This is a genomic window from Streptomyces sp. AB3(2024) (genome assembly GCF_041862025.1).
Classification (GTDB): domain Bacteria; phylum Actinomycetota; class Actinomycetes; order Streptomycetales; family Streptomycetaceae; genus Streptomyces.
Window position 1 is genome coordinate 22600 of sequence record NZ_JBGWAB010000073.1, and the last position, 16356, is coordinate 38955.

The 16356-nt window shown below is 73.8% G+C and carries 16 protein-coding genes and 1 pseudogene; 8 read left to right on the forward strand and 9 right to left on the reverse strand.

The window, feature by feature from the left end; all coding sequences use genetic code 11:
• The first annotated feature begins 42 nt into the window (after positions 1 to 42).
• Positions 43 to 1470, forward strand: a complete 1428-nt coding sequence (locus ACEPPI_RS25250; RefSeq protein ID WP_373917552.1) for an MFS transporter — start codon at positions 43 to 45, stop codon at positions 1468 to 1470.
• Here ACEPPI_RS25250 and glgX read toward each other — a convergent pair.
• Positions 1455 to 3569, reverse strand: coding sequence for a glycogen debranching protein GlgX (glgX, locus tag ACEPPI_RS25255; protein ID WP_373917553.1), 2115 nt, complete (start codon positions 3567 to 3569; stop codon positions 1455 to 1457). The genes ACEPPI_RS25250 and glgX overlap by 16 nt on opposite strands.
• Positions 3570 to 3863: 294 nt before the next feature.
• Between glgX and ACEPPI_RS25260 the strand changes: the two genes are divergently transcribed.
• The gene (locus ACEPPI_RS25260; RefSeq protein WP_373917554.1) at positions 3864 to 5123 is read left to right on the forward strand and encodes an SAV2148 family HEPN domain-containing protein; all 1260 of its coding nucleotides are present in this window, start codon (positions 3864 to 3866) and stop codon (positions 5121 to 5123) included.
• A 158-nt stretch (positions 5124 to 5281) separates the two neighbouring features.
• The gene (locus ACEPPI_RS25265; RefSeq protein WP_356223538.1) at positions 5282 to 5995 is read left to right on the forward strand and encodes a 3'-5' exonuclease; all 714 of its coding nucleotides are present in this window, start codon (positions 5282 to 5284) and stop codon (positions 5993 to 5995) included.
• 83 nt (positions 5996 to 6078) lie between these two features.
• Here ACEPPI_RS25265 and ACEPPI_RS25270 read toward each other — a convergent pair whose 3' ends face one another.
• Entirely contained in the window at positions 6079 to 6342 is a 264-nt protein-coding gene (locus ACEPPI_RS25270; protein WP_373917555.1) for a hypothetical protein, read from the reverse strand.
• A 74-nt stretch (positions 6343 to 6416) separates the two neighbouring features.
• Complete coding sequence (locus ACEPPI_RS25275) at positions 6417 to 7268, reverse strand: aminoglycoside phosphotransferase family protein (protein ID WP_356223533.1); 852 nt, start codon at positions 7266 to 7268, stop codon at positions 6417 to 6419.
• Between the two features lie 178 nt (positions 7269 to 7446).
• Between ACEPPI_RS25275 and mgt the strand changes: the two genes are divergently transcribed.
• Together mgt and ACEPPI_RS25285 are read left to right on the forward strand one after the other, a co-directional pair.
• Positions 7447 to 8673 (forward strand): macrolide-inactivating glycosyltransferase, encoded by a 1227-nt coding sequence (gene mgt / locus ACEPPI_RS25280; protein ID WP_373917556.1) that lies wholly within the window; start codon positions 7447 to 7449, stop codon positions 8671 to 8673.
• A complete protein-coding gene (locus ACEPPI_RS25285) occupies positions 8670 to 9221 on the forward strand; it encodes a DUF1697 domain-containing protein (RefSeq protein ID WP_371676094.1) in 552 nt (183 codons plus the stop codon). The genes mgt and ACEPPI_RS25285 overlap by 4 nt, the downstream gene beginning before the upstream one ends.
• Positions 9222 to 9259: 38 nt before the next feature.
• Here ACEPPI_RS25285 and ACEPPI_RS25290 read toward each other — a convergent pair whose 3' ends face one another.
• Entirely contained in the window at positions 9260 to 10231 is a 972-nt protein-coding gene (locus tag ACEPPI_RS25290) for an NADP-dependent oxidoreductase (RefSeq protein ID WP_373917557.1), read from the reverse strand.
• A 123-nt stretch (positions 10232 to 10354) separates the two neighbouring features.
• Here ACEPPI_RS25290 and ACEPPI_RS25295 point away from each other — a divergent pair, with 123 nt between their 5' ends.
• Positions 10355 to 10951: a TetR/AcrR family transcriptional regulator gene (locus ACEPPI_RS25295; RefSeq protein WP_373917558.1), complete on the forward strand. Its 597-nt coding sequence runs from the start codon at positions 10355 to 10357 to the stop codon at positions 10949 to 10951.
• A gap of 141 nt (positions 10952 to 11092) precedes the next feature.
• On the forward strand, positions 11093 to 11500 hold the full coding sequence (locus ACEPPI_RS25300; RefSeq protein ID WP_373917559.1) for a PPOX class F420-dependent oxidoreductase: 408 nt from the start codon (positions 11093 to 11095) through the stop codon (positions 11498 to 11500).
• 4 nt (positions 11501 to 11504) lie between these two features.
• Here ACEPPI_RS25300 and ACEPPI_RS25305 read toward each other — a convergent pair whose 3' ends face one another.
• Positions 11505 to 12356 (reverse strand): aldo/keto reductase, encoded by an 852-nt coding sequence (locus ACEPPI_RS25305; RefSeq protein ID WP_373917560.1) that lies wholly within the window; start codon positions 12354 to 12356, stop codon positions 11505 to 11507.
• A 44-nt stretch (positions 12357 to 12400) separates the two neighbouring features.
• On the opposite strand from ACEPPI_RS25305, the gene ACEPPI_RS25310 reads away from it, so the two are divergent.
• Positions 12401 to 13402, forward strand: coding sequence for a ketopantoate reductase family protein (locus tag ACEPPI_RS25310; protein ID WP_373917561.1), 1002 nt, complete (start codon positions 12401 to 12403; stop codon positions 13400 to 13402).
• 123 nt (positions 13403 to 13525) lie between these two features.
• Here ACEPPI_RS25310 and ACEPPI_RS25315 read toward each other — a convergent pair whose 3' ends face one another.
• The 4 genes and pseudogenes from ACEPPI_RS25315 to ACEPPI_RS25330 all read right to left on the reverse strand — a co-directional run.
• A complete protein-coding gene (locus ACEPPI_RS25315) occupies positions 13526 to 14299 on the reverse strand; it encodes a sirohydrochlorin chelatase (protein ID WP_373917565.1) in 774 nt (257 codons plus the stop codon).
• A complete protein-coding gene (locus tag ACEPPI_RS25320; protein WP_373917562.1) occupies positions 14296 to 15192 on the reverse strand; it encodes an ABC transporter permease in 897 nt (298 codons plus the stop codon). The genes ACEPPI_RS25315 and ACEPPI_RS25320 overlap by 4 nt, the downstream gene beginning before the upstream one ends.
• Positions 15179 to 15973: an ABC transporter ATP-binding protein gene (locus ACEPPI_RS25325; RefSeq protein WP_373917563.1), complete on the reverse strand. Its 795-nt coding sequence runs from the start codon at positions 15971 to 15973 to the stop codon at positions 15179 to 15181. Before ACEPPI_RS25325 ends, ACEPPI_RS25320 begins: the two co-directional genes overlap by 14 nt.
• A gap of 34 nt (positions 15974 to 16007) precedes the next feature.
• Positions 16008 to 16356: pseudogene (locus tag ACEPPI_RS25330) on the reverse strand (sulfate ABC transporter substrate-binding protein); the annotation flags it as partial.

Here is a 16356-nt window from a genome sequence, read left to right on the forward strand (position 1 = left end):
CCCAATGCATCCGGGTGACTGCGTCGCGTTAATGTCGATCAAGTGGTTGGAACCGTCAAGACCTATCAACAAGTCATCGCCCTGACCGGGCCCCTACTCCCGCTCCTCTCCTTCTTCGCCCGTCTGCCCGTCGCGATGTCCCAGTTCGGGAGCGTCCTGCTGGTCGCCGAGACCAGCGGCTCCCTCGCCACCGCCGGCATCGTCGGTGGCACCCTCTCGGCCGGCCAGGTGGTCTTCGGGCCCGTCCTCGGCCGGCTCGCCGACCGCCACGGGCAGCGGCCCGTCGTCCTCTGCGCCGCCGCGGTCAACGCGGTGGCCACCGCCGGCCTCGTCGCCGGGGCCCTCGGTGGCCTCGCGACCGTCCCGCTCGCCGCGATCGGTGCCGTCACCGGCGCCTCCGTCCCGCTGATCGGGCCGCTCGCCCGGACCCGCTCCGTGGCGCTCGCGCACCGGGCGAAGTCCGACGAGAGCGTCGTGGGCGCCGTCCACTCGCTGGAGGGCACCCTCGACGAGATCTCCTTCGTCTTCGGCCCGGCCCTCGTCGGACTCGCCGCGCTCGTCGCCCACCCCGCCGTGGCCCTCGGCGGCGCGGCCACGCTCGTCGCCGTGTTCGGCGCCGCGTACGCCCTGCACCCGACCGCCGCCGTCACGGCCGGGTCGCCCGCGCGGGCGCGCGGCGCGCGGGCGAGGGTCCGCCAGCCCCGTGTGGTCCACGCCGTCCGCGGTTCCCTCGCCCTCCAGGGCGCCATGTTCGGTGCCTGCCAGGCCGGCATCGCCTCGCTCACCGCGCAGTTGGGGGTGCCCGGCCAGGCCGGGGTCGTCTACGCCATGATGGGCGTCGTCAGCGCCGGCACGGGCCTCGCGCTCGGCGCGCTGCCCGCCCGCTTCGGGCTGCGGATGCGCTGGCGGGCGGCCACCGGCGCCGCCCTGGTGCTCTCGACGCCCCTGCTGTTCACCGACAGCCTCTTGCCGCTGTACGTGGTCGTCACCATCCTCGGCGCCGCCTACGCCCCGCACCTGATCACCGCCTTCGCGCTGACCGAACGCGTGGTCGAGCCGGCCCGGCTCGCCGAGTCGATGGCCTTCGCCGCGAGCTCCCTGGTGGCCGGACAGGCCGCCGCGCTGGCCGTCTCGGGACGGCTCGCCGAGGCCTACGGGCCCGCCGGGGCCTTCGCCGTGGCCGTGGGGGCGGCCGCGCTGTGCCTGACGCTCGCGCTGGTCACCACGGTGCCGTCGGCCCGTCCGGAAGCGGCCAGGCCCTTCATCCCGGCCCAGCAGACCACCTCGCCCTCCGACACCGCCGACGCGGCTGGCACGTCCGGCACCACCGACACGTCCGGCACCTGCGACACGGCCGCCGGCGTTGCCGGCACCCCCGGCACCACCCCCGGCACCACCCCCGACGCCGCCCAGCCGACCGCCCCCGGAGCGACCGCCCCCGCCGCGGGCGGCACCTACGCCGGTCGCTGAAGCACGACCAGGCACCGTCCCGCCAGAGCCACCCGGTCCCCGGCCGCGAACTGCGGCCCGGTATCGGGTGGCGGCACCTCCGCGCGCGCCGTGTCCACGACCAGCCGCCACCGTGCCCCGTGCCCCGCCGGGATGGTGAAGTCCTGTGGATCGGCCCCCGCGTTGAACATCAGCAGGAACGAATCGTCCGTGATCCGCTCCCCGCGCGAGCCCGGCTCGGAGATCGCCTCGCCGTTGAGGAACACGGTCAGCGCCCGCGCGTGCTGCGCCTGCCAGTCCCGGGCCCGCATCTCCTCCCCGTGCGGGGTGAACCAGGCGATGTCGGAGAGTTCGTCGTGCGTGCCCTCCACCGGCCGCCCGTGGAAGAACCGGCGCCGCCGGAACACCGGGTGGTCCCGGCGCAGCCAGACCATCCGCCGGGTGAACTCCAGCAGCGCGGGCGCCGGTTTGCCCGGCTCGGGCCAGGTCACCCAGGACAGCTCGTTGTCCTGGCAGTAGGCGTTGTTGTTGCCGCCCTGCGAGCGCGCGAACTCGTCCCCGTGGCTGAGCATCGGCACGCCCTGGGACAGCATCAGGGTGGCGGTGAGGTTCCGCATCTGCCGCGCGCGCAGTTCCAGGACCTCCGGGTCCTCCGTCGGCCCCTCGACCCCGCAGTTCCAGGACCGGTTGTGCGTCTCACCGTCCCGATTGCCCTCGCGGTTGGCCTCGTTGTGCTTCTCGTCGTACGAGACCAGGTCGTGCAGGGTGAAGCCGTCGTGGCAGGTGGTGAAGTTGATCGAGGCCAGCGGGCGCCGCCCGTCGTCTTGGTAGAGGTCCGAGGAGCCCGTCAGCCGGCCCGCGAACTCCGCGAGCGTGCGCGGCTGCCCGCGCCACAGGTCCCGTACGGTGTCGCGGTACTTGCCGTTCCACTCGGTCCACAGCGGCGGGAAGTTGCCCACCTGGTAACCGCCCTCGCCCAGGTCCCACGGCTCGGCGATCAGCTTCACCTGGCTGACCACCGGGTCCTGCTGCACCAGGTCGAAGAACGAGGACAGTCGGTCGACCTCGTGGAACTGCCGGGCCAGGGTGGCCGCGAGGTCGAAGCGGAAGCCGTCCACGTGCATCTCGGTGACCCAGTACCGCAGCGAGTCCATGATCAGCTGGAGTACGTGCGGGGACCGCATCAGCAGCGAGTTGCCGGTGCCGGTGGTGTCCGTGTAGTGGCGGGGGTCCTCGGCCAGCCGGTAGTACGAGGCGTTGTCCAGCCCCCGGAAGGACAGGGTCGGGCCCAGGTGGTTGCCCTCGGCGGTGTGGTTGTAGACCACGTCCAGGATCACCTCGATCCCGGCCTCGTGCAGCGCCCGGACCGCCGACTTGAACTCCAGCACCTGCTGGCCCCGGTCGCCCGAGGCGTAGCCGTTGTGCGGGGCGAAGAAGCCGATGGTGTTGTAGCCCCAGTAGTTGCTCAGCCCGTCGTTGACCAGGCGGTGGTCGTTGACGTACTGGTGCACCGGCATGAGCTCCAGCGCCGTCACGCCGAGCTTGGTCAGGTGCCCGATGACCGCCGGGTGCGCGAGGGCCCCGTAAGTGCCCCGCAGCTCCTCCGGCAGGTCCGGGTGGCGCATGGTCAGGCCCTTGACGTGCGCCTCGTAGAGGACGGTGTGGTGGTACTCGTGGCGCGGCGGGCGGTCGTTGGCCCAGTCGAAGTACGGGTTCACCACGACCGAACTCATGGTGTGCGGGGCCGAGTCGAGGTCGTTGCGGGAGTCCGGCCGGCCGAAGTGGTAGCCGTAGACCTGCTCGCCCCAGCCGATCTTGCCGCTGATGGCCCGCGCGTACGGGTCGAGCAGCAGCTTCGCCGCGTTGCAGCGCAGACCGCGCTCGGGCTCGTACGGGCCGTGCACCCGGAACCCGTACCGCTGACCGGGCATCACCCCGGGCAGGTAGGCGTGCCGCACGAAGGCGTCCGTCTCGCGCAGCTCGACGGCGGTCTCCGAGCCGTCGTCGTGCAGCAGGCACAGTTCGATGCGTCGTGCGGCCTCGGAGTAGACCGCGAAGTTGGTGCCGGCGCCGTCATAGGTGGCACCCAGTGGATACGCCTGTCCCGGCCAGACCTGCATAGACAACGCTCTTCCCATCATGGTCCGGCTGATCCGGCGTCGGTCACGTCAATGCCAGATCTTCCCCGAAAGAGGGGCCGCACGCGTGGACTTGCGATGCTCCTGACGGGTGACCCGGAGAGCTGATATGCGGGTCAGCCGACTGTCCGGGCATCACATAATGGGTCAACGGGGGCCCGGAGGGCGGGGCGTGGAACCGTCCCGGCATGCTTCGGGCTGCGTCGGGCCGCGCGCGCGGAGTACCCTTCCGTGATCACTGGAGACGGGCGTCCAGACGCAGAAGGCGGTGCACGGGTGAGCTCGGGAGGTCTGGAGCTGCCCCCTGGTGACGGCGGTCACGAGGGTGGCCCGGCGGATGCACCGGGGGGCGCGGCGGGGACGTTCGCGGCCGGGGCGGTGTCGCTGGCCCCGCCGACGGCCGGGGACGTACGGGCCGGCGCCGAGCTGGACTGGGGCGCGGACGCGTGGAGCGAGGTCCGTACGCGGGCCCAGCGCGCGGGCCGCGCGTACATCTGGCTGAATCTCATCGAACAGCGGTTGAGGTCGGTGGTGGGCGCCGTACTGCGGCCCGTCTACGAGCCGGTGCACGGCGGGGACGACTGGGTGGTCGCCGCCGCCGGGCCGGCCGGGCAGGAATGGGTGCAGCGGGCGGTGGCGGTCCGCGAGGTCAGCCGGCGCAAGGGCTACCTCCTCGACTCCGCCGACGACAACGTGCTGAGCTTCCTGACGCTCCCGCAGCTGAGGGAGCTGATGGTCCAGCACTGGCCCTGCTTCGAGCCGTACTTCGACGACCGGCGCGAGATCGAGCTGGCCCTCGACGAGCTGGAGGTCACCCGCAACGTGGTCTCCCGCAACCGGGCCCTGTCGCGGCCGGTGCTGGAGCAGGCGGAGCGTGCCTCGGCGCGCCTCCTGGAGGTGCTGGGGGCCGGGGCCGGCAGCCCGGCGGCGGACCGGCTGCCGATCGACGCGGTGGAGGACCTGGTCGGCGACCGGTACGCGGACGTCATCTCGGTCCACCCGGACCGGGTGCGGCTCCAGCGGATGCTTCCGGCGGAGGACCTGTTCGGGGGCGCGCGACGGCTCGACGCCATCGGCATAGGCCTGAACCTGCTGGTGCAGAACTTCTCCGGCCGCCGGCTGGTCCGGCTCACGGAGGCGGGCTGCCGGGTGCGGCTGCTGTTCCTGAATCCGGCGAGCAGCGCGGTCAAGCGGCGCGAGCGGGAGCTCGGGCTGCGCAAGGGCGAGCTGAGCCGGTCGGTGGAGATGAACATCCTGCACGTGCGCCGGGTGCGGGCGGGGCTCAAGGACCCGTCGTGCTTCGACATCCACGTCTTCGACGAGACCCCGCGCTTCACCGCCTACCTGGTGGAGGGCGAGTCCTCGGGCATCGCGGTGGTCCAGTCGTACCTGCGGCGGGCCCGGGGCATGGAGGCCCCGGTGCTGGTCCTGCGCGGGGGCGGGCGGGGCGGGCAGAAGGACTCCGAACACGGGCTCTTCCCGACCTACCGGGAAGAGTTCGAATCGGTCTGGGAGGACTCCCGGCCGGTGTCCTGACGGCGCCCCGCCGGCCCGGTGGCGGCCCCGCCCTCCGGTGTGTCAGTGCCGCGTGGCAGGCTGAAACGCGTTGACCGATACACGGGGGAGGGGCGCGTCATGGAGGCGTGGCACGGGGGAACGCGGTTCGAGGCCGGCGCCGGAACGGCGGCCGGGTGATGAGCTGGATCAGCGGGCCGCTGGTGGCCTTCGACCTGGAGACGACGGGGACCGACGTCGAGACCGACCGCATCGTGACGGCGGCGGTGGTGCGGCTGGGGCCGGACGGGGCCGTCTCGGGGGAGCGGACCTGGCTGCTCGACCCGGGGGTGCGGATACCCGAGCAGGCGTCCGCGATCCACGGCATCTCGACGGAGCACGCCCGGGCGCACGGGGCGCCCGCCGCGGAGGCCGTCGAGGAGATCGTGCGGGCCGTGGCCGACGGGCTGGGCGCGGGGCGTCCGCTGGTGGTGATGAACGCGCGCTACGACCTCTCCCTGCTCGACCGCGAATGCCGGCGGTACGGGGTCGCGTCGCTCAGCGAGCGGCTGGGCGGCGTACCGTCGCCCGTCATCGATCCGCTGGTGATCGACAAGCACGTGGACAAGTACCGCAAGGGCAAGCGGGCCCTGCACGCCCTGTGCGCCCACTACGGGGTCGCCCTCGACGACGCGCACGACGCCAGGGCGGACGCGGTGGCCGCGGCCCGGGTGGTGCGGCGGCTGGGGGAGACGCACCGGCCCGTCGGGCTGATGCCCCTGGCCGACCTGCAGGCCCTCCAGGTCCGGGCGGCGGCCGAGCAGTCCGTCTCCCTCCAGGCCTACCTGCGGCGCACCACGGACCCGGCGGCGGTCGTCGAGCCGGCCTGGCCGCTGATCCCGCGGCGCGGCTGACCGGGCCGTCCGGACCGTCCGGGCGGGGTCACCCCGGGGCCGTTCCCGGTCCTGTGTCGGTCCTGGTCGTCGGCGGGGTCGAGCTACTGGACGTGGAGGCCGCGGAAGTGGACGCCGCAGTCGACCTCGCGGCAGTAGTGGCCGTGCCGGGCGGGGGTGCGCCGGTGCGCGGGGCCGCTGAGGGCCACGTCCCGCAAGAGGGCGGCGCCGCGCCGGAACAGCGGCGCGCTGCCGGTCAGGAACAGGGTCTCGGCGTGGATGTGCCGGTGGAAGCGGTCGCGGTCGCCGGCGTGCCGCGGGTGCGTCCCGTCCGTCTCCTCCCGCGGCTGCGGTGGGCGCAGGTCCACCGTGCGGGGGCGGCCCGGCCCGAGCCGTGCGCGCAGGCGCTTCCAGTGCGCCGGGGCGAACCGGAAGAGACGGCCTAGAAGGGATGCCAGCGCATTTCCGCGTCGCCCTCGCGCAGCGAGGCCACCCGGCGGCGGAACTCCGCCAGGGCCTTGGGGTTGGACGGGGCGTGCTGGGAGACCCAGGCGCAGCTCGCCGTCTCGCGGGCGCCGCGCAGCACCGCGCACCCCTCCCACTCCCGTACGTCCCATCCGTAGGCGTCCGTGAAGGCCCGGTACGCGTCCGCGGGCATTCCGTACCGGTCCCGGGAGAGCGCCATCACGACCAGGTCGTGCTCGCGCAGGTCGGCCGAGACGGTCTCCAGGTCCACCAGCACCGGTCCGTCGGGGCCCACGTGGACGTTGCGGGGCAGGGCGTCGCCGTGGATCGGACCGGGGGTCAGGTGCGGGGTGAGCGCGGCCACCTCGGCCGCGTAGCCGTCGCGCCGGGCCCGCAGGTACGCCGCGTCCTCGGGGTCGACGGCGCCGCCGGCGAGCCGGAGCCAGCGTTCGACGCCGTCCAGCAGGTCGCGCGGGGGCAGGGCGAAGGGCGGAGCGGGCAGGGCGTGCAGCGGGCGCAGCAGGGCCGCGAGGTCCTCGGGGCCCGCGGGCCGGACCGCGTCGGGGAGCCGGTGCCACAGGGTCACCGGATGGCCGGCCACGAGCCGGGGCGCGGGCTCGGCCGCGCGCACCGCCGGGACGCCGGCTCCGGCGAGCCAGTCCGCCACCGCCAGCTCCCGTTCGGCCCGCGGGAGCAGCCCCGCCTCGCGGCCCACCTTCACCACGAGGCCGTCGACGGCGAAGACCGCGTTCTCCCCGAAGGCGAGCAGCTCGGCCGGTCCGGTGAGGCCGGCCTCCGTCAGTACGTCCCTGGCCCGCGCCTCGTCCATGCCGTTCGTTCCGTCCTCTGGTGCCGCGCCGGATCGTGGGGATCCGGATCGCCGCGGATCATGACCGGGGGTCAGTCTCGCATTCCCGTCACGACCGGCCGACGGGCCGCCGCCACCCGGTGGGGTGGTCCGCGGGATCCCGGTTGAGCGAGACGTTTCGTCTCGCTATGGTCGGGACATGACCTCAGCCAAGCCCGCCCACATCGCCATGTTCTCCATCGCGGCCGCGGGCCACGTGAACCCGAGCATCGAAGTGATCCGCGAACTCGTCGCCCGGGGTCACCGGGTCAGCTACGCCGTTCCCGCCTCCTTCGCCGACAAGGTCGCCGAGACCGGCGCCACCCCGGTGATCTGGGACTCCACCCTGCCCACCGAGGACGACCCCGACGCCTGGGGGACCGAGCTCGTCGACCAGATCGAACCCTTCCTGAACGACGCGGTCCAGGCGCTCCCGCAGCTCGTCGCCGCCTTCGAGGGGGACGAGCCGGACCTCGTCCTGCATGACATCACCGCCTACGCGGCGGTCGTCCTGGCCCACCGCTGGGGCGTCCCCGCGATCTCCCTCTCCCCGAACCTCGTGGCCTGGAACGGCTACGAGGAGGAGGTCGCGGCCCCGATGACCGCCGCCCTGCGCGCCTCCGAGCGCGGAAGGGCCTACTACGCGCGCTTCGGCGCCTGGCTGTGGGAGAACGGCATCGAGGAGGACCCGGACCGGTTCGTCGGCCGCCCGCCCCGCAGCATCGTCCTCATCCCGCGCGCCCTCCAGCCCCACGCCGACCGGGTCGACCCCGACGTGTACACGTTCGTCGGGGCCTGCCAGGGCGACCGCGCCGCCACTCAGGGCACCTGGCGGCGCCCGGAGGCCGCGCGGGGCAGGAACCTGCTCCTGGTCTCCCTCGGCTCCACCTTCACCAAGCAGCCCGCCTTCTACCGGGCCTGCATCGAGGCCTTCGGCAACCTCCCCGACTGGTACGTGGTCCTCCAGATCGGGAAGTTCACCGACGAGGCCGAACTGGGGGAGGTGCCGGCCAACGTCGAAGTCCACCGCTGGGTTCCCCAACTGGACATCCTGCGCCAGGCCGACGCCTTCATCACCCACGCGGGCGCGGGCGGCAGCCAGGAGGGCCTCGCCACCGCCACCCCCATGGTCGCGGTCCCCCAGGCCGTCGACCAGTTCGGCAACGCCGACATGCTGGCCTCCCTCGGCGTGGCCCGCCACCTCCCGATGGAGCGGGCCGACGCCAGCGCCCTGCGCGCGGCCGTCCTCGGCCTGCTCGCCGACCCCGAGGTCGCCGTCCGCGCCGAGGCCGTCCGGGCCGCGATGGCCACCGAGGGCGGGACGCGGCAGGCCGCCGACCTCGTCGAGGGGGCACTGTCGGAGGCGGGGCTTAGGGTGCGCCCATGACGAAGAAGAAGTACGCGGCGCTGCTGCGCGGCATCAACGTCGGCGGGAACAAGAAGGTCCCGATGGCCGAGCTGCGCGCGGTCCTGGAGGGGCTCGGCCACGGTGACGTGCAGACCTACCTGCAGAGCGGCAACGCCGTCTTCAGCAGCGGCGAGGGCGACCCGGACGCCCTCGCCCGGGGGCTGGAGGCCGCGATCGAGGGCCACTTCGGCTTCCGGGTGCCCTGCCTGGTCGTCGACGGGGAGTACCTGGCCGCCGTCGCCGGGGCCTGCCCCTTTCCGGCCGCCGAGCTGGAGGGCAGGCAGCTCCACGCGACCTTCTTCTCCGCGCAGCCCGGCCCGGAGCGCTTCGCCGCGCTCGACGGCGCCGCGTACCTCCCCGAGGAGTACCGGCTCGGGGACCGGGTCCTCTACCTCTACGCGCCGGACGGCCTGGGCCGTTCCAAGCTGGCCGAGGTGCTCGCCCGCCCGGCCGTGGTCAAGGGTCTGGACGTGACCACCCGCAACTGGAACACCGTCGCCAAGCTGGTCGAACTGACCCGCCCCTGACCTCGGGCGGCCCCGGTGCGCGCCGCCGCCCGGCCTTCCTACGCCGGAGCCACGGCGAGGACGATCTTGCCCTGGAGGTGGCCCCGCTCGGCGCGGGCGTGCGCCCGCGCGGCCCCGGCCAGCGGGAAGACCTCCTCGACGGCGGCCCGCAGCGCGCCGGAGTCCGCCAGCCGGGCCAGTTCGGCCAGTTGCTCCCCGCTGGGGTGCACCTGCCAGACGCCGGCCGAGACGCCCTGCGCGGCCGCGCGCTCCGCGTGGTACTCCCCGGGGAAGACCGCGCCGATGCGCCCGCCGGGCCGCATGACCGGCAGGAGGCGGTGGCCGTCCGGGCCGCCCACGGCGTCGATCAGCACGTCCACCCCGCGTACGGCCTCCTCGGCGGCCGTGCGCGTGTAGTCCACGAACCGGTCGGCCCCGAGGCCCAGGAGGAAGGCCTCGTGGCGCCCCGACGCCACCGCGACGACCCGGCCGGCGCCCGCGGTCCGGGCGAGCTGCACGGCGAAGTGGCCCACTCCGCCCGCCGCACCGTTGACCAGTACCGTGTCGTCCTCGCGCACCTTCACGTGCTCGAAGAGGTACTGGTACGCCGTCAGCCCCGCCATCGGCACGGCCGCCGCCTCCGTGTGCCCCAGCGCGGCCGGCTTGCGGGCGAGGTTCCCGGCGGGGGCGACCACGTACTCGGCGTACGCCGAGGCCCGGCCGGGGAAGCGGACCAGGCCGAACACCTCGTCCCCGGCCCGCCACCCGGTGACGCCGGGGCCCGTCTCCACGATCACGCCGGAGACGTCGGAGCCCGGCGTGTACGGCAGCGGCCACTCCGGGCGGAGCGGCTCCGGCAGCACCGTGAAGCCCCGTTGCCCGTACCAGTCCACCGGGTTGACCCCGGCCGCGTGGACCCGGACCAGCACCTCGCCAGGCCCCGCCACCGGCCGCGGCACCTCCTCGTACACCAGCTGCTCCGGGCCGCCGAACGCGTGTACGCGTACGGCCCGCATCGTCGTCGTTCCCATGGTCTTCCCCCAACGTTCCGTTCCGTGCACGCCAAAGAGCAGTGCCCCGTTCCGATAGAATCCGGAGCACTGCTCCGTATCGTAGGCGGAGCGGTGCTCCGTTTGTCAACGTCAGGAATCCCCATGCCAGATGAGCCCACACCGCCGGGGCAGCGCGCCGACGCCCGGCGCAACCGCGAACGCATCCTCGAAGCGGCCCGCGAGGTCATCGGCGAGCAGGGCACCGACGCCTCGCTCCGCGACGTCGCCCGCCGCGCGGACGTCGGACTCGGCACGCTCTACCGGCACTTCCCGACCCGCGACACTCTCCTGGAGGCCCTGCTGCGCACCGGCTTCGCCACCCTCACCGCGCAGGCCGACGCCCTGGCGGACACGGACCTGCCGCCCGAGGGGGCGCTCGCCGACTGGCTCGGCGAGTTCATCGTGTGGGCCGGCACCTTCCGGGGACTGCCGGCCTCGCTGACGGCCACCCTCGCGGACCCGGACTCCGCGCTGCACGCCTCCTGCCTGGGCATGCGGGAGGCGGGCGGCCGCCTGCTCCGGGCGGCCCAGGACGCCGGCCGGATCCGCCCCGACGTGGACGGCACCGACCTGTTCGCCCTGGTCAACGCCCTCAGCTGGATCACCGGCCAGGCCCCCACCCTCGCGGCCCGCCGCGCCCACCTGCTCGCCCTGGTCCTCGACGGCCTCGCCCACCCCGGGACCCGGCCGAACGGGTGAACCGTCGAAGGACTCGACCCGGCGGGCCCGATGCGCTTGCGGCGGAAGCGGTGATTTTGCAGGCTGTCCGCTGCCGATCTTCAACGACGGGAAGCCGGTCCGTCCGAAGACAGCCGCAAGCCGAGGGAAGGAACCCGCCCCGTGTCCGCTGAACTCTCCGACGACCTGCAGAAGGTCATCGACGACACCCCCGTCTTCGCGACCGTCGCCACCATCCAGCCGGACGGCAGCCCGCAGCTGTCCGTCACCTGGCTCACCCGCGACGGCGACGACCTGCTGTTCTCCACGACCGTCGGCCGCCGCAAGGAGGCCAACCTGCGCAGGGACCCCCGGGTCACCGTCATGATCAACCCCGCGAACGCGCCCTACACCTATGCCGAGATCCGCGGCAGCGCCACCCTGACCACCGAAGGCGGACAGGAACTGATCGACGAGCTGTCGCGCAAGTACACGGGCAAGGACTACGCGGACTTCAACCCGGCGTCGGCCGACGACGCCCCACGGGTCGTGGTCCGCATCACCCCCAGGAAGGTCGTCGGCTCGCTCTGAGCCGTCACACCCCGGCCACCACGTCCAGCAGCGCGACCTCCCCCGGCTCCAGCCGGATCGAGGCCGCGCCCAGGTTCTGCGCCAGATGGGCGGGGGAGCCGGTCCCCGGGGTCGGGCAGAGCACCGGCGAGTGGTGCAGCAGCCAGGCCAGCGCGATCTGCCCCACAGCCGCCCCGTGCGCCGCCGCCACCCCGGTGACGGCGGCCGCGCCCCCGCCCGTCAGGGCGCCGCTGCCCAGCGGGTAGTACGGCAGGAACGCGATCCCGCGCTCCTCGCACAGCGCCAGCACCTGCGCCGAGGACCGGTCCAGCAGGTTGTACGGATTCTGCACCGCGGCCACCGGGACCGACTCCAGCGCCTCCCGCAGCTGCGGCGCGCTCACCGTGTCCAGCCCGATGTGCCGGATCTTCCCCTCCTCCCGCAACCGCGCCAGCTCGCCCAGCTGTTCGGCCATCGGCACCGCGGGGTCGAAGCGGTGCAGCTGGTAGAGGTCGATCCGCTCCACCCGCAGCCGCCGCAGGCTCGCCTCGCACATCCGGCGCAGGTCCCCGGGCCGGCCGGCCACGTGCCACTCGTCCGGGCCGGTGCGCACCACCCCGCCCTTCGTGGCGACCACGAGCCCGTCCCCGTACGGGTGGAGAGCCTCGGCGACCAGCTCCTCGGCCAGCTCCGGCCCGTAGTTGTCGGCGGTGTCGATCAGCCGCACCCCCTGCCCGAACGCCGTGCGCAGCAGGGCCACCGCATCCGCGCGATCGCCGCGCGGCCCCCAGTAACCGGGGCCGACCAGCCCGCCGGTGCCGAGTCCGAGACGACGCAGGGGCAGGTCCCCGCCCAGGGGGAACACGGTGTCCGTCATGGCCCGACCGTACCCGCGCTCGACCGGTGTGCCAGGCTCGGGGCATGCGTTACATCATCATCGGCGCCGGAGCGATCGGCGCGACCATCGGCGGACGGCTCGCGGAATCGGGCCGGGAGGTCGTTCTCGTCGCGCGCGGCGCGCACGCCGAGGCACTACGCGCGGACGGGCTCCGCCTCACCACCGCCGACGGCGCGCGCGTCCACCGGCTCCCCGTGGTCGCCGCACCGGCGGAACTGGGCGAACTGCGCCCCGACGACGTCCTCCTCCTCACCGTGAAGACCCAGGACGCCGTCGCCGCCCTCGACGCGTGGGGCGACGCGGAGGTCGCGGGCGGCGGGACGGCGGCCCAGCGGCTGCCGCTGCTGTGCGCGCAGAACGGAGTGGAGAGCGAACGCCTGGCCCTGCGCCGTTTCGCGCGCGTGTACGGGGTCTGCGTCTGGCTGCCCGCCACCTTCCTGGAGCCCGGCGTCGTCTCCGCGCTGTGCACCCCGCTGACCGGGATACTGCACCTCGGCAAGGCGGCCGGGGGCACCGACCGGCGGATCGCCTCGGTCGCCGCCGACCTGGAGAAGGCGGGGTTCGAGGCGCCGGTCGTCGAGGACGTGATGCGGTGGAAGTACGCGAAGCTGCTCGGCAACCTGAGCAACGCGATCCAGGCGACCACCGGCCCCGAACCGGACCCGGCCAAGGCGGCACTGCTGCTGCGGGCGATCCGCGAGGGCAAGGCCGCGCTGGAAGCGGCGGGCATCGCCCACGCCACGGACGCGGAGCAGGCGACGGCCCGCGACGGCAAGGTCAACCAGCCCCCGGGCGTGCGCGGCGGCTCCTCCTGGCAGAGCCTGGCGCGCGGGACGGGGTCGGTGGAGGCCGACTACCTCAACGGCGAGATCGTGCTGCTGGGCCGGCTGCACGGGGTGGCGACGCCCGTCAACGACGTGCTGCGGCACGCGGCGAACATCTTCGCCCGGGAGGGCCTGCCGCCGGGTGCCATGTCGATCACCGACCTGACGGCCCTGGCCGACGAGGCGGCCGCCCGCGCCTGAGGTGCGCGACGACGAAGGCCGGGGCCCGCGGACGACGGGCCCCGGCGGGACGGCCACCGGCCGGTGGCACGCGGCCGTGACGGGCGGTCAGGCGGTGAGGAACGGTCAGGCCGTCGGGAACGGTCAGGCCGTGAGGGCGGAGGGACGCCGGGCCGGATCGGCGGCGGCCGCGTCGTAACGGCGCAGCAGGAGGCGGGCGAGTTCCGGGGCGGCGCCCAGGACCCCGGCCACCACGTCCGCGCCGGAGGCGGCGGCGCCGGCCGCGATGCGGTCCGGGAGGCGGCCGGGAGCGATGACGTACGGGGCCACCGCCACCCGGCGGACGCCCTCCGCGCGCAGGGCCCGTACGGCGTCCTCCGTACGGGGAAGGGCAGCGGAGGCGAACGCAGGCCGCACGGCGCACCAACCGGTGTGCCGCCACTCCCGCGCGATTTCAGCGATCACTGCGATCGCCTCCGGGTCTGAGGAACCGGCGGACGCGAGCACCACACCGGTGGTGGCGCGCTCCGCCGGGGTGAGGCCGAGACCGGCCTCCGCCAGGCGCCGCTCCAGGGCCGCGACCAGCAGCGGGGACGGGCCGAGGACGTCGGCCACCCGGACCGAGAGGCCGCTCAGCCGGGTTCCTGCCTCCGCCAGCACCGCCGGGATGTCCGCCTTCGCGTGGAAGGCGCGCGTCAGCAGCAGAGGGAGGGCCACGACCTCCCGCACGCCGGACAGGCACAGCGAGGCGAGGGCCTGCGAGACGGTCGGACCGTTGAAGTCCAGGAAGGACGTCTCGACCCGCAGCCCCGGCCGCAGCGACCGGACCCGCCCGACGAGGGCGTGCACGGTCGCCGCGTGCCGCGGATCGCGGCTGCCGTGGGCGATGACGAGGAGGGCGGGGGACACGGGACTCAGCTCTTGACCAGCAGGCCGCGGCTGCGCAGTACCCACCGCTCGACCGGGCTGAAGATCAGCAGGTCGATGGCGATGCCGACCACGAGGATGAGCAGGATGGCGAGGAACACGCCGGGCAGGTCGATGTTGTTGCGGCCGTTCTCCAGCAGCTGGCCGAGGCCCAGGCCCAGGTCGGGGGAGCTGGCGATGATCTCGGCGGCCATCAGGGAGCGCCAGGAGAAGGCCCAGCCCTGCTTGAGGCCGGCGAGGTAGCCGGGCAGGGCGGCGGGCATGACCACGTGCCGGGCGCCGCTCAGACCGGTGGCGCCCAGGGTGCGTCCGGCCCGCAGGAACAGCGGCGGGATCTGGTCGATGCCGGAGACGAGCCCGTTGGCGATCGAGGGGACGGCGCCCAGCAGGATCACCGTGTACATCATGGTGTCGTTGAGGCCGAACCAGAGGACCGCCGGGGGGACCCAGGCGACCGAGGGCAGGGACTGCAGGCCCTGGAGGATGGGTCCGATCGCGGCGCGCACGAACTTCACGCGGGCGACGAGCAGGCCGAGGGGGGTGCCGATGGCCAGGGCGAGGAGGAAGCCGAGCAGGCCGCGCGAGACGCTGGTCCAGATCACGTCGAGCAGGGTGCCCTTGAGCCACATCGCGGTCAGGCTGTCCCACACGGCGCCCGGGGCGGGCAGTTTGGTCTCGTCGGTGACCTTCGCCGAGACCAGGACCTGCCAGACCACCAGCACGAGGCCGACGGCCAGCAGCGGGGGCAGGGCCTTCTTGGTGAGGATCTCGCGGACGGGGGCGCGGTGGGTCTGGACGGCGTCGAGGGCGTCGAGGCCCGCCTCCAGCCCGGCCAGGTCCTCGTGCTTGGCCGTGGCCTTCGCGGTGGTGTCAGTGCTGGCCATGGCGGCGGATCTCCCCACGCAGGTGTTCGGTGATCTCGACGGACAGCTCCGCGACGTCCGCGTCCTCGATGCGGCGGGGCTGCGGGATGTCCACGGTCCATTCCTTCGCGACCCGGCCGGGCCGGGAGGAGAGCAGGACCACGCGCTCGGCGAGGCGGACGGCCTCGCGGACGTTGTGCGTGACGAAGAGGACGGACAGACCGGTCTCCGCCCAGATGCGGGTGAGTTCGCCGTGCAGGACGTCGCGGGTGATGGCGTCGAGGGCCGCGAAGGGCTCGTCCATCAGCAGCAGCCGGCTGTCCTGGGCCAGCGCCCGGGCCAGGGCGACGCGCTGGCGCATGCCGCCGGACAGTTCGTGGACGCGCTTGCCGTAGGCCCCGCCGAGCCGGACCAGCTCCAGGAGCCGTTCGGCCTCCGGCCTGCGGTCGTTCTTGGGCACCCCGCGCAGGCGCAGGGCGAGTTCGATGTTCTTGCCCGCGGTGAGCCACGGGAAGAGGGCGTGCTCCTGGAACATCAGGGCCGGGCGGCCGCCGGGGGTCTCGATGGCCCCCGCGGACGGCTTGTCGAGTCCCGCGACCAGGTTGAGCAGGGTGGACTTGCCGCACCCCGAGGCCCCCAGGATGGTGACGAACTCTCCGGGAGCGACATCGAGGCTGATGTCGTCCAGGACGAGCTGCGATCCGGCCGGGCCGGAGAAGGACTTCGAGACGTGCTCGATGCGGGCGGCGTGCGTCTGCTCCGCTACGGTGCCCTCGGCAGCCTTGGCGAGCGTGGTGGCCATGGTCATCACCTCCTGGGTTTGCTGGACTGCGGAGTTACTTGGCGCCGAGACCGGCGTCGGAGACCTCGGGCTTGCCGGTGGCCTTGAGGACCTTGTTCAGGAGCGTCAGGTCGTAGATGCCGGCCAGGTCGGGCTGCTCGATGAGCTTGGCCTTGACCGCCCAGTCGGACTCCGTCTTCAGCGTGCTCGCGAGCGGGTCGTCGGTGACGAGGATGGACTGCCACGCCGGGTCGATGACCTTGGCGTCGAGCGGCTTGCCGCTGTCCGCCGCCAGCTTGGCGTTGGCGGAGGCCTTGGCCTTGTCCGGGTTGGCGTTGATCCACTCGTTGGTCTTCACCGTGCCCTTGAGCACGGCCTCCACCACGTCGGCGTGCTCCTTGAGG